The following is a 12,947-nucleotide window of genomic DNA, read 5'->3' as shown; positions in this document are numbered from 1 at the left end:
CGGTGCCGAGCGCTTCCTATGGTGTGAGGCGTGAATGAAACCATCGAGTTCCGCGGTGGAGCGGGGACCATCGCCGCCGACCGCTGGACATCGGACGACGGGCTGGCCGGCCGCGGTGCGGTCCTGATGCTGCACGGCGGCGGCCAGACCCGTCACTCCTGGAACCGGGCCGCGGCGACCCTCTCGCGCGACGGCTGGACCGTCTACACCCTGGACGCGCGCGGTCACGGGGACAGCGACTGGGCGCCGGACGGCGACTACCAGGTCGACAGCCTGGTCGATGACCTGCGCGGGGTCATCGACCAGCTCGGCGAGGCGCCGGTGCTGTTCGGGGCCTCCCTGGGCGGGATGACCGGGCTGATCGCGGAGGGTGAGAACCCCGGGCTGATGCGTGGCCTGGTCCTGGTCGACATCACGCCCAAGGTGGAGCCCGAGGGCGTCAAACGGATCGCCGATTTCATGCAGGGCAACCCGGACGGATTCGCCAGTCTCGACGAGGTCGCCGACGCGGTGGCCGCATACCAGCAGCACCGCAGCAGGCCGTCGAACATCGAGGGGCTGCGCAGGAACGTCAGGGAACGGTCCAACGGCCGCCTGTACTGGCACTGGGATCCGGCATTCGCCCAGCCGGGGGGAATGGGCGACATCATCACCTCCGATCACCACGGCCGGATGGTCGCGGCGGCGCAGGGCGTCGAGGTGCCGACCTTGCTGGTGCACGGCGGCAAGTCGGACATCGTCAGCACGGACGGGGTCGAGGAGCTGCTCGGGCTGATCCCGCACGCCACCGCCGTCAACGTCTCGGCCGCGGGGCACATGGTCGCGGGCGACGACAATGCCGTGTTCACCATGGAGGTCGGCGGTTTTCTCGACGGCCTGACCTAGCTGTTGACGCCGGTGACCGTCATCCAAAAGGATGTAGCTCGCCCCTGACCCTCGGGGCGGTGACGACGCCCGATTCCGGGCACCAAGGAGATACACAATGGCCTTTGCAGGCAATGTCGATGAGCTGGCTCTGTTGCAGTCGGTGCGGCTGAAGGGGTCGGTGTCGGCGCCGGTGCTGGCCGTGCAGCTCGGGGTCACCGAGTCCTCGGCTCAGGCCGCGCTCGACGCGCTGGTGGCGGCCGGCCGTGCCTCCGATTCCGGCGACGCCGGGGTCTCGCTCACCGACGCGGGGGTGGCCGAGCTCGAGGATCAGCTCGACGCCGAGCGCGTCTCCATCGACGAGGACCTGTTCGCGGAGGTCGTCGAGCGCTTCGAGCCGCTCGACGAGGAGTTCGCCGAGCTCACCGACGACGATGTCGATTCGATCGTCGACCTGGACCGTCGCGCGTCGGACGTGTTCGACGACGTCTCCGCATACGTGCCCCGCCTGGCGCGGTACCAGGAGCTGCTCGCGGATTCCCTCGACCGGGTGAAGTCGGGGGATTCGTTCTCCGACTCCTACGCCGTGGTCTGGTCCGAGCTGCGCCGCGAGATCCTCAGCGCGTCCGGGCAGTAGCCCGAGAAGTGGCGTGGCTCACGCCACCCCCCTTTCGGGGGTAGTCGTCACGTGAGCCACGTCACTACCTTTCCTCGCAGTCAGTGACGCCCGACCGGGCATCACTCCTGGCTCGAGAAGAGGAACACATGACGACAGTGTCGCCAGTAGAGGGAACGGTGATCGCCGCGCCCCCGCGCACCAGCGTGCGCCGGGTGGCCATCGCGAGTTGCATCGGCACCACCATCGAGTTCTACGACTTCTTCATCTACGGGACGGCCGCGGCGCTGGTGTTCCCGAAGGTGTTCTTCCCGGCGTTGGGATCGACGGCCGGGACGGTCGCCTCGTTCGCGACCTTTGCCGTCGCGTTCATCGCCCGGCCCGTCGGCGCGATGCTGTTCGGCCACTACGGCGACCGGATCGGCCGGAAGAAGACCCTGATCTCGACGCTGCTCCTGATGGGCATCTCGACCCTGCTCATCGGTCTGCTGCCGAGCGCCTCCACGATCGGTGTCGCGGCCCCGCTGATCCTCGTGCTGCTCCGTTTCGGGCAGGGCTTCGCGGTCGGCGGCGAATGGGCAGGCGCGACGCTGTTGACTGCCGAGTACGCGCCGCCGGGCAAGCGCGGCCTGTACGCGATGTTCCCGCAGCTCGGCCCTGCCATCGCCTTCATCCTCTCCAGCAGCACCTTCCTCATCACCGGGGCCGTCCTCGGCGACTCGAACGAGACCTTCCTCAACTGGGGTTGGCGCGTGCCGTTCCTGTTCTCCATCGTCCTGGTCGGCATCGGCCTGTACATGCGCCTCGCCATCGAGGAGACCCCGGTGTTCCGTGCGAACCAGGCGCAACGGGCACTCGAAGGGCCCGACGCGGCGCCCCGAACCCTGCCGTTCCTCGACGCCTGGCGCTACCAGCGCAAGGAGATCCTGCTCTCTGCGGGCGCCCTGGCCACGCTGTTCGCCTTCTTCTACCTCGGCACGGCGTTCCTCACCAGCTACGGAACCAAGACGCTCGGCTTCAGCAGGCCGTTCGTGCTGATGGTCGGCATCGCCTCCGCGGTCGTCTTCGGCATCGCAATCATCGTCTCCGCGCTGTACTCGGACCGGATCGGTCGCCGCAAGGTGATCATGGCGTCCTGCGTCGCCGCGCTGGTCTGGGCGCTGGCCCTGTTCCCGATCCTCGACACCGGGTCGCCCGTCGCGTTCGTGCTCGGCATGTTCGGCACGCTCGCCATCTTCGGAATCGCCTACGGCCCCTGCGGTGCGCTGCTGCCCGAGATGTTCCAGACGCAGTACCGCTACACCGGCGCCGGACTGGGCTACAACCTGGCAGGCGTGCTCGGTGGCGCGATCCCGCCGCTGATCGCCGCGCCGCTCGCCTCCACCTACGGCAGCTTCGCGATCGGGCTCATGCTGGCCGGACTGTCGGTGCTGAGCTTCTTCTGCACCAAGGCCCTGGTCGAGACCAAGGACCACGCGCTCTAGCCATCCGCGGTCGGGGTGTCCGGAGCTTGGACAGTTACGGCCACCCCGCACCACCGACTATGTCGTAGGTCACATCAACACGAGTAGGTTCGACCACGGGAGGGCTCGCCACGGCGAGCCCTCCCCGAGGCGCTCGCCGGCGCCCAGGAGAGGAAACACATGAGCACCGCACTGCCCAGCTATGCCTCGGGAGTCTGGGATGCCCCCATGCTGGGCGACACCATCGGGGACAACTTCGATCGGACGGTCGCGGCCCACGGCGGCCGTGACGCGCTCGTGGACCGGCCCTCGGGCAGGCGATGGACCTACGCCGAGCTCGCCGCCGACGTGAACGGCGTCGCGGCGGGTCTGCTGCAGCGCGGGATCGGCCTCGGCGACCGGGTGGGCATCTGGGCGCCGAACTGTCCGGAGTGGACGCTGATCCAGTTCGCCACCGCGAAGATCGGGGCGATCCTGGTGAACATCAACCCCGCCTACCGCTCGCACGAGTTGCAGTACGTGCTCGACCAGGCGGGCATCAAGATGTTGGTCGCCGCGGCGAGCTTCAAGACCTCCGACTACGCCGGGATGATCGAGATGGTCCGGCCGCAGTGCACCGACCTGGAATCGGTGATCCTGCTCGGCAGCACGGACTGGCAGGCGCTGGTCGAGGATGGGACCGCTGCCCAGGCCGCCGACCCCGTGAGGCTGGCGACCGCGCAGGCCAAGCTCTCCGCCGACGATCCGATCAACATCCAGTACACCTCGGGGACAACGGGATTCCCGAAGGGGGCGACGCTCAGTCACCACAACATCCTCAACAACGGGTACTTCGTCGGGGAGCTGTGCCATTACACGGAGGCGGACCGGGTGTGCATCCCGGTGCCGTTCTATCACTGCTTCGGCATGGTGATGGGCAACCTGGCGTGCACCACCCACGGCGCCACGATGGTGATCCCGGGCCCGGCGTTCGATCCGAAGGCCACCCTGGAGGCGGTGCAGGCCGAGCGGTGCACGTCGTTGTACGGGGTGCCGACGATGTTCATCGCCGAGCTCGCGGATCCGGATTTCGCGAGCTTTGATCTGTCGAGTCTGCGGACGGGGATCATGGCGGGCTCGCCGTGCCCGGTGGAGGTGATGAAGCAGGTCATCGAGCGGATGGGGATGGCGGAGGTGTCGATCTGTTACGGCATGACGGAGACGTCGCCGGTGTCGTTGCAGACCCGTTCGGATGACACGATCGAGCAGCGGGTGTCCACGGTGGGGCGGGTGGGTCCGCATCTGGAGGTTAAGATCGTCGACCCGGCGACGGGGCTGACCTTGCCGCGCGGGGAGGCGGGGGAGCTGTGCACGCGTGGGTATTCGGTGATGTTGGGGTATTGGGAGAACCCGGAGAAGACGTCGGAGGCGATCGACAGTGCGCGGTGGATGCACACCGGCGACATCGGGGTGATGGACGCCGACGGCTATGTGGCGATCACGGGCCGGATCAAGGACATGGTGATCCGGGGCGGCGAGAACATCTACCCGCGGGAGATCGAGGAGTTCCTGTTCACCCATCCCGACATTCTCGACGCCCAGGTGATCGGCGTCCCCGATGAGAAGTACGGGGAGGAGTTGATGGTGTGGATCCGGATGCGGGAGGGCGCGCTCGAACTGGACGCGGACTCGGTGCGGGCCTTCTGCAAGGGCAAGCTGGCGCACTACAAGATCCCGAAGTACGTCCACGTGGTGGACGAGTTCCCGATGACGGTGACCGGCAAGATCCGCAAGATCGAGATGCGTGAGCAGTCCCTCGACCTGATCGGTCAGGGCTAGGGCCGGCCGATGAACTCCGGCGAGACGAGTGGGCGCGAGCCGGTCCGGCCCGAGATCGCGCTGTCCTGGAAGCGATCCGCGCTGAGCGGCGTCGGCCCGGGGGACGGGTTCGACGCCGACCCGGCCACCGACCTGGACCTCTCCAGCCGGCTGCTGCGGGCCGCCGGCCCGATCCTCGACGAGGTCGCCATCCAGATCGCGGGCACCGGGCTGTGCCTCCTGCTCGCCGATCGCGACTGCAGGGTCGTGGCCCGGGTGTTCGACAACCATCAGGTGGAGCGGCACCTGGAGAAACTCGGCGCGGTGATCGGCTCGCGGTTCGGTGAGGACACCGCAGGCACCAACGCGATCGGCACCCCGGTCGAGGTGCGGCGCGGGATCGTCATCAACGGGGAGGAGCACTACCTGGAGCGCTTGAAGGGTCTGAGCTGCTACGGGCACCCGATCCTGCATCCGGTGACGCACCGCGTCGAGGGGATCCTGGACATGACCTGCATTGCCCCGCGGGCGAACTCGCTGTTCGCGCCCTACCTGCAACGCGCCGCCGCGGATATCGAGCGTCGGCTGCTCGAGGGTTCGCGGGCGTCGGAGCAGCGGTTGGTGGACGCCTTCCAGCGGGTCTCGCCCCAGCGCCATGTCGCCGTCGCCGCGATCGGTGAGGACATCCTGCTCAGCAACCGGACCGCGCTCGATCTCCTCGACGTGGCCGACCACGCCGCGCTGCGCGGGCTCGCGGCCGATCTCCTGCCGGACCAGTCGCGCACGGTGAACCTCGAGCTGGCGTCCGGGCAGCTGGCGACGGTGCAGGCCGACCGGATCGCCGGAACAAACGGCGGCACACTGTTTTTGGTCGAGCACGTACACCGACCGCATGTGCCGATCCGGCGCCGCCCCGACGGTACGGGCGTCGCGGACCGGGCGCGCGAGGGGTTGCGCCGGGTGCGTGGGAGCGTCGAGGCCGTTGCGATCGTCGGCGAGTCCGGTTCGGGGCGCACCACGGCCGTGCGCGATCTCGCGGGCGCCGACCCCGTGCATTGGACGGATGCCTCCCGGATACCGATCGTCGGGATCGACCGATGGTTGTCGGCGCTGCTCGAGCAGGCGTCCGCGACCGGCGGTGTGCTCGCCGTCGAACACGCGGACCTGCTGCCCGCGGCGACACTGCCCGTGGTCACCGACCTCCTGGCGGCCCCGGGCGGACCCCGGATGGTGCTGACGAGCAGCCCGATCGAGGATCTACCCCCTGCGACAGCCGCCATGATAGCGCGGTGCCCCGAACGCATCGTGGTGCCTCCGTTGCGTCAGCGGCTCGGCGAACTGCCGGAGATCGCCCAGGCGATGCTCGACGAGATCGAGCCAGGGCTGAGCCTGACCTCGACCGCGCTCGAGGCGCTGGTGGCGGGGGAGTGGCCGGGCAACCTGACCGAGTTGCGGGTGGTGCTGGCCAGGGCGGCGCGGGACCGGGCGAGCACCAGACTCGGGCTCGCGGACCTGCCCGACGCGTACCGGACCAGCTCGCGGGTCACCCGCCTCGCGGGCCGCGAGCGTGCGGAACGCCAGGCGATCATCGATGCGTTGCACGAATGTGGCGGCAACAAGGTGCATGCCGCCGCGAAACTCGGAATCAGCCGCAGCACACTGTATTCGAGAATCCGCGCGCTCGACGTGACGCCCTGAGGCTGTCCGGAAGTCGCACAGTTATCCGCATCGGAACCGGCGAAGTATGGCGTGCATCACACACCTACTTTCTCGCAGGAGGAACCGATGACGGCGATCGCCGATTTCCCGCTCAAGTCCGAGGTTCATGCGTTCTTGACCGGCGGACCGAAGAAGCTGCTGATCGGCGGCGAATGGACCCCGGCCGCCTCGGGTCGCACCTTCCCGACCTACGACCCCGCGACGGGGAACGCGCTGACCGAGGTCGCGCACGGCCAGGCCGAGGACGTCGACCGTGCGGTGCGTGCGGCGCGGGCCGCGTTCGACGACGGCCCGTGGCCGGGCATGAAGCCGAACGAACGCGAGCGCCTGCTCTGGCGCGTCGGTGACATCCTCAGCGAGCGGGCCGAGGAGTTCGGCCAGCTCGAGGCGCTGGACAACGGCAAGTCGGCGGGCATCGCCAGCGCGGTCGACGTGGCATGGGCCGCCGATGTTTTCCGCTACTACGCGGGCTGGGCAACCAAGATCGAGGGCAGCACGGTCAACGTGTCGATGCCCTTTGCGCCCGGCGCCCAGTTCCACGCGTACACGCTGCGCGAGCCGGTCGGTGTGTGCGGGCTGATCGTGCCGTGGAACTTCCCGCTGCTGATGGCCTCGTGGAAGCTGGCGCCCGCCCTCGCCGCAGGTAACACCGTCATCCTCAAGCCTGCCGAGCAGACGCCGCTGACGGCGCTGCTGCTCGGTGAGGTGTTCCAGGAGGCCGGGTTCCCGCCCGGCGTCGTGAACATCATCAGTGGATTCGGCGACGCGGGTGCCGCATTGTCCGCGCACGACGACGTCGACAAGATCGCCTTCACCGGCTCCACCGAGGTCGGGAAGAAGATCGTCGAGGCCGCCAAGGGCAATCTCAAGAAGGTCTCGCTCGAGCTCGGCGGCAAGAGTCCGAACATCGTCTTCGCGGACGCCGATTTCGATGCCGCCGTGGAGGGTTCGCTCAACGCCTGGCTGTTCAACCACGGCCAGTGCTGTGTCGCGGGTACGCGACTGTTCGTCGAGGACAAGATCTTCGACGAGTTCACTCAGGCGGTCGCGTACGCGGCGAGCCAGGTGAAGATCGGGCCCGGCCTCGACCCGGCCACCCAGCTCGGCCCGCTCGTCTCGAAGGAACAGTTCGACAAGGTGACCGGCTACCTGCGCGAGGGCCTGGCGGACGGCGCAAGGGCGCTGACCGGAGGCAAGCGTTGGGGCGAGACCGGCTACTTCGTCGAGCCGACCGTTTTCGTGGACGTCAAGCCGGAGTTCAGCATCGTCCGCGAGGAGATCTTCGGCCCGGTGGTCGCGGCGCTGCCGTTCAACGCGGAGGCAGGCGTCGCTGCGGCCGCGAACGACTCCATCTACGGTCTCGCGGCTGGAATCTGGACCCGCGACATCTCCAAGGCGCATCGCACCGCGCGGCAGATCAAGGCCGGCTCCGTGTGGATCAACCAGTACAACGGCTTCGACACCGCCATGCCCTTCGGTGGCTACAAGCAGTCCGGCTGGGGCCGCGAGCTCGGCGCCGCAGGCCTCGACGCCTACACGATCACCAAGTCCGTCAACGTCGCACTCTGACCTGCCCGTCCTCAGAAGGAGAATCACACATGAAGACCACAGCCGCAGTCCTGCTCGAGGCCGGAAAGCCGTTCGAACTGATGGAGCTCGAGCTCGACGGCCCCGGGCCGGGGGAGGTGCTGATCAAGTACACGGCCGCGGGCCTGTGTCACTCGGACCTGCACCTGACCGACGGAGACCTTCCGCCGCGCTATCCGATCGTCGGTGGGCACGAGGGATCGGGAATCATCGAGGAGGTCGGGCCCGGCGTCACCAAGGTCAAGCCGGGCGACCACGTGGTGTGCAGCTTCATCCCGAACTGCGGAACCTGCCGCTACTGCTCGACGGGCAGGCAGAACCTCTGCGACATGGGCGCCACCATCCTGGAGGGGTCGATGCCGGACGGCACCTTCCGGTTCCATTCCAAGGGAACCGATTTCGGTGCCATGTGCATGCTCGGCACGTTTGCCGAGCGGGCCACCATCTCGCAGCACTCGGTGGTCAAGGTCGACGACTGGCTGCCTTTGGAGACCGCCGTGCTGGTCGGCTGTGGGGTCCCGTCGGGATGGGGAACCGCGGTCAACGCCGGCAACCTGCACGCCGGAGACACCGCCGTCATCTACGGCGTCGGTGGCCTCGGTATCAATGCCGTGCAGGGCGCGGTCAGCGCGGGCTGCAAGTACGTGGTCGTCGTCGACCCCGTTGCGCTCAAGCGCGAGACCGCGCTGAAGTTCGGCGCCACGCATGCCTTCGCCGACGCCGCGAGCGCCGCGGAGAAGGTGAACGAACTGACCTGGGGCCAGGGCGCCGATGCCGCCTTGATCCTGGTCGGCACCGTGGACGAGGAGGTGGTGTCCGCGGCGACCGCGGTGATCGGCAAGGGCGGCACCGTCGTGATCACGGGGTTGGCCGATCCGGCGAAGCTCACGGTGCAGGTGTCCGGCTGCGACCTGACGCTGAACCAGAAGACCATCAAGGGCTCACTCTTCGGGTCGATGAATCCGCAGTACGACATCGTCAAGCTGCTGCGGCTCTATGACGCGGGCCAGCTCAAGCTCGACGAACTCGTCACCACGCAGTACCGCCTCGAGGACGTCAACCAGGGCTACGAGGACCTGCGCAACGGTAAGAACATCCGCGGGGTGATCGTGCACGCCTGACCGTCCGGCCGGGTCGCCCGGCCGACGGTCCCCCTCGGTGCCCCGCCCTCCGGTTCCCTCGGCCGGACGGCGGGGCACCGCCGGGTCGGGGTCAGGCGAGGGTTCCTCTGGAGGACCTCGCCGTGTCACTATCAAGATCGACAACCCAGCACGCAGTCGCGCGACTGAGGTGGCACGAGAGGAGCCAACAATGATCGGCGACATCATCGGCACCATCATCTTCGGCGCGGTCATCGGTGTGCTCGCACGCCTGGTGATCCCGGGCAAGCAGGCAATGGGATGGGTCATCACCGTCGTGCTCGGCATCGCCGGCGCGCTCATCGGGTACTGGATCTGGGGCATGATCAGCGACACCGGCGACACGAAGGGCATCGACTGGTGGCGCTGGATCATCAGCATCGCGGCGGCGGCCGCGCTCACCCTCGGCTACACCGCCCTGACCAGGAAGGAGTAGCCGCGGACGGCGTGCTGTCGCGGCGTCGGCGACCGGTCCGGGTAGGGACCAAGTGGTAGTCGACGTCGGTCGCCGGACGTTCGTCGTCGCGGTGCTGCTCGCGGCTCTGGCGGGCTACGTCGACGCCATGGGGTACATCACCCTCGGCGGGTTCTTCGTCTCGTTCATGAGCGGCAACTCCACCCGCATGGCGGTCGGTGCGGTCGACGGCCACTGGCACGTCGCTGCCGTCGGCGCCGGGGTCATCGGGCTGTTCGTGCTCGGCGTGGTGCTGGGTTCGGTGCTGGGGCGGATTGCTCGTGCGCGCCGCAGAGCGCTCGTGATGTGCCTCGTCGCTGGCCTGCTGGTGGCGGCTGTGACGGCCTCGGCCATCGGCCCGCGGCAGGTGGTGATCGCCGCGCTGGCGCTGGCGATGGGGGCCGAGAACACGGTGTTCGAGCGGACCGGCGAGGCGTCGATCAGCCTCACCTACATGACCGGCACGCTGGTCAAGCTGGGGCAACGCATCGCCGCGGCGCTGACCGGCGGGCCGCGATGGGAGTGGGTGCGGTTCGCCGGGTTGTGGCTCGGCCTGGTGCTCGGGGTGGTCGCGGGCGCGGCGGTGCACCGCGGGGTCGGGCTGGCCGGCCTATGGGCCGCGGTCGCGTTGGCGCTGCTGCTCGCCGTACTGTTCGCGCGGGATCGGCTCAGCGCGGCGCGTACATGATGACGGCGACGCCCGCGAGGCAGATCAGCGCTCCCGTGACATCCCATCGGTCGGGTCGGAAGCCGTCCATGGCCATGCCCCAGAGCAATGAGCCCGCGACGAAGACACCGCCGTACGCGGCCAGGATCCGGCCGAAGTTCGCGTCGGGCTGCATGGTGGCGACGAACCCGTAGGCACCGAGCGCGATCACGCCGAGGCCGACCCAGATCCAGCCGCGGTGTTCCCGCACGCCCTGCCAGACCAGCCAGGCGCCGCCGATCTCCAGCAGGGCGGCCACGACGAACAGGGCGACGGATTTCGCGACGGTCACGCGCAGAACCCTAGCTACACCCCAGGCGCGAGCGCCGCCGCCGTCATCGCACGCAGTACCGCGCGGGTGTGGGCGGGGGCCGAGGGGTTCACGCTGTGCGGGGTGGAGTTGATCAGGCCGAACGTCGCGTGCGCCTTGATCCGGGCGTCCGACTCCGCCAGCTCCGCGTCGACCTTCCTGAGGACCTCGACCCATACCTCGACGTAGCGGCGCTGGAACTGCCGGACCTGCCTGCGTTCGGCAACGGGCAGCGACTCCAGGTCTCGGTCCTGCACGCGGATGAGGTCGGGCTCGCCGAGCGCGAAGTCGAGGTGGAACTCGATCAGTCCCGCGAGCGCCTCGTCCGGGCTCGAGGCCGCGTCGGCGACCGCGATGGCGCCCTCGAGCAGGCGACGGCTGATGTCGACCAGCAGCTCCACCAGCAGCGCCTCCTTGTTGGGGAAGTGCCGGTAGACGGCGGGGCCGCTGATCCCGACCGCGGATCCGAGGTCCTCGAGACGAACCCCGGCGAACCCCCGCTCGGCGATCAGACGTGCGGCGGCCTGCAGGAGCTGCCGACGGCGATCGGCCTTCGCGCGGCCGCGCTTGGTCAGCGCCGAATCGTCGGGTGTCACGTCGGCACCTCCCTTCAACCTGTGGGTCTGGACAACTCAGTTAATCATAGTTATCTTAGATTCGGTTATTGGCAATTAACTGACCGCGAGCCGATCTGAGCAGACAGGGCGACGACATGACCATCGACGGGGAGCGCAACCGGGGCGAGCACGTACGCCTGGTGACCGAGCTGCGCGAGCGGCTCGCGACCGCGGCGCTCGGCGGCAGTGAGCAATCGCGACAACGCCACGTGAGCAGGGGCAAGCTGCTGCCGCGCGAGCGGGTGGACGCCCTCCTGGACCCGGGAAGCCCGTTCCTCGAGTTCTCCCCGCTCGCCGCGAACGGCATGTACGACGACGAGTGCCCCGGCGCGGGCGTGATCGCGGGCATCGGCCGGGTCTCCGGCCGTGAGTGCGTCATCGTGGCCAACGATGCCACCGTCAAGGGCGGCACCTACTACCCGATGAGCGTGAAGAAGCACCTGCGCGCGCAGGAGATCGCGCTGCAGAACAACCTGCCGTGCCTCTACCTCGTCGACTCCGGCGGAGCCTTCCTGCCCCGCCAGGACGACGTCTTCCCCGATCGTGAGCACTTCGGGCGCATCTTCTTCAACCAGGCCAACCTGAGTGCCAAGGGCATCCCGCAGATCGCGGCGGTGATGGGATCCTGCACCGCGGGCGGCGCGTACGTCCCCGCGATGAGCGACGAGGCCGTCATCGTGCGCAACCAGGGCACCATCTTCCTCGGCGGCCCGCCGCTGGTGAAGGCCGCGACCGGCGAGGTCGTCACGGCCGAGGACCTCGGCGGCGGTGACCTGCACTCGAAGGTCTCCGGCGTCACCGACCACCTCGCGGAGGATGATCAGGACGCGCTCCGCATCGTGCGCCGGATCGTCGCGACCTTCGGTCCGCGCACGGACCGGCCATGGGACGTGATCCCGGCGGTGGAGCCCATCGCTCCGCAGGAGGAGCTCTACGACGTCGTCCCGACGGACCCGCGCACCCCCTACGACGTGCACGAGGTGATCACCCGCATCGTGGACGGGGGAGAGTTCCAGGAGTTCAAGGCCGAGTACGGCAAGACCCTGGTCACCGGCTTCGCCCACATCCACGGGCACCCGGTCGGCATCGTCGCCAACAACGGCGTGCTCTTCGCCGAGTCCGCGATGAAGGGCGCCCACTTCATCGAGCTGTGTGACAAGCGCAGCGTGCCGCTGCTGTTCCTGCAGAACATCGCCGGCTTCATGGTCGGCCGCGATTACGAGGCTGGCGGCATCGCCAAGCACGGCGCCAAGATGGTGACCGCGGTGGCGTGCGCGCGGGTCCCCAAGCTCACCGTGGTTATCGGCGGCTCGTACGGCGCGGGCAACTACTCGATGTGCGGACGCGCCTACTCGCCCCGGTTCCTGTGGATGTGGCCGAACGCGCGGATCTCGGTGATGGGCGGCGAGCAGGCGGCCTCGGTGCTGGCCACCGTCCGCAGCGATCAGCTCGACGCCTCGGGCAAGCCGTGGTCGGCGGATGACGAGGAGTCCTTCAAGGCGCCGATCCGCGCGCAGTACGAGGCGCAGGGCAACCCCTACTATTCGACCGCCCGACTGTGGGACGATGGGATCATCGACCCCGCGGACACCAGAACTGTTCTAGGACTGGCACTTTCGGCGTGTGCTCAGGCGCCGCTCGAGCCGGTCTCCTACGGCGTCTTCAGGATGTGAGT

At 68.6% G+C, this 12,947-nt stretch carries 12 protein-coding genes; 10 read left to right on the top strand and 2 right to left on the bottom strand.

All coding sequences use genetic code 11. The features are described from left to right. Positions 1–30: 30 nt before the first annotated feature. From BR31_RS0108420 to BR31_RS0108380, 9 genes are all read left to right on the top strand, one after another. On the top strand, positions 31–885 hold the full coding sequence (locus BR31_RS0108420; protein WP_051637091.1) for an alpha/beta fold hydrolase: 855 nt from the start codon (positions 31–33) through the stop codon (positions 883–885). 97 nt (positions 886–982) lie between these two features. Beyond that, complete coding sequence (locus tag BR31_RS0108415; RefSeq protein ID WP_027500570.1) at positions 983–1,501, top strand: hypothetical protein; 519 nt, start codon at positions 983–985, stop codon at positions 1,499–1,501. Between the two features lie 128 nt (positions 1,502–1,629). After that, entirely contained in the window at positions 1,630–2,964 is a 1,335-nt protein-coding gene (locus BR31_RS0108410) for an MFS transporter (protein WP_027500569.1), read from the top strand. A 159-nt stretch (positions 2,965–3,123) separates the two neighbouring features. Next, positions 3,124–4,761 carry an AMP-binding protein gene (locus BR31_RS0108405; protein WP_027500568.1) on the top strand — a complete coding sequence of 546 codons (1,638 nt, stop codon included), beginning with the start codon at positions 3,124–3,126 and terminating at the stop codon, positions 4,759–4,761. Positions 4,762–4,770: 9 nt separating this feature from the next. Further along, a complete protein-coding gene (locus BR31_RS0108400) occupies positions 4,771–6,438 on the top strand; it encodes a sigma-54-dependent Fis family transcriptional regulator (RefSeq protein WP_027500567.1) in 1,668 nt (555 codons plus the stop codon). 87 nt (positions 6,439–6,525) lie between these two features. Beyond that, entirely contained in the window at positions 6,526–8,028 is a 1,503-nt protein-coding gene (locus tag BR31_RS0108395) for an aldehyde dehydrogenase family protein (RefSeq protein ID WP_027500566.1), read from the top strand. Between the two features lie 29 nt (positions 8,029–8,057). Beyond that, entirely contained in the window at positions 8,058–9,167 is a 1,110-nt protein-coding gene (locus BR31_RS0108390) for an NDMA-dependent alcohol dehydrogenase (protein WP_027500565.1), read from the top strand. A 190-nt stretch (positions 9,168–9,357) separates the two neighbouring features. Beyond that, a complete protein-coding gene (locus BR31_RS0108385; protein ID WP_174562934.1) occupies positions 9,358–9,621 on the top strand; it encodes a GlsB/YeaQ/YmgE family stress response membrane protein in 264 nt (87 codons plus the stop codon). Positions 9,622–9,673: 52 nt separating this feature from the next. Continuing rightward, positions 9,674–10,327 (top strand): YoaK family protein, encoded by a 654-nt coding sequence (locus tag BR31_RS0108380; protein ID WP_027500563.1) that lies wholly within the window; start codon positions 9,674–9,676, stop codon positions 10,325–10,327. Here the strand turns inward: BR31_RS0108380 and BR31_RS0108375 are convergent. Further along, a complete protein-coding gene (locus BR31_RS0108375; RefSeq protein ID WP_027500562.1) occupies positions 10,308–10,637 on the bottom strand; it encodes a YnfA family protein in 330 nt (109 codons plus the stop codon). The genes BR31_RS0108380 and BR31_RS0108375 overlap by 20 nt on opposite strands. Before the next feature lie 14 nt (positions 10,638–10,651). Next, positions 10,652–11,251 (bottom strand): SACE_7040 family transcriptional regulator, encoded by a 600-nt coding sequence (locus BR31_RS0108370; protein ID WP_027500561.1) that lies wholly within the window; start codon positions 11,249–11,251, stop codon positions 10,652–10,654. Positions 11,252–11,367: 116 nt separating this feature from the next. On the opposite strand from BR31_RS0108370, the gene BR31_RS0108365 reads away from it, so the two are divergent. Next, positions 11,368–12,945 (top strand): carboxyl transferase domain-containing protein, encoded by a 1,578-nt coding sequence (locus BR31_RS0108365; protein WP_027500560.1) that lies wholly within the window; start codon positions 11,368–11,370, stop codon positions 12,943–12,945. The last annotated feature ends 2 nt before the right edge of the window (positions 12,946–12,947 follow it).

It is taken from the genome of Rhodococcus sp. UNC363MFTsu5.1 (assembly GCF_000686785.1).
Lineage (GTDB): Bacteria > Actinomycetota > Actinomycetes > Mycobacteriales > Mycobacteriaceae > Rhodococcus_G > Rhodococcus_G maanshanensis.
The sequence above is the reverse complement of the archived record's forward strand: the minus strand, read 5'-3'. Positions and strand labels throughout refer to the sequence as shown.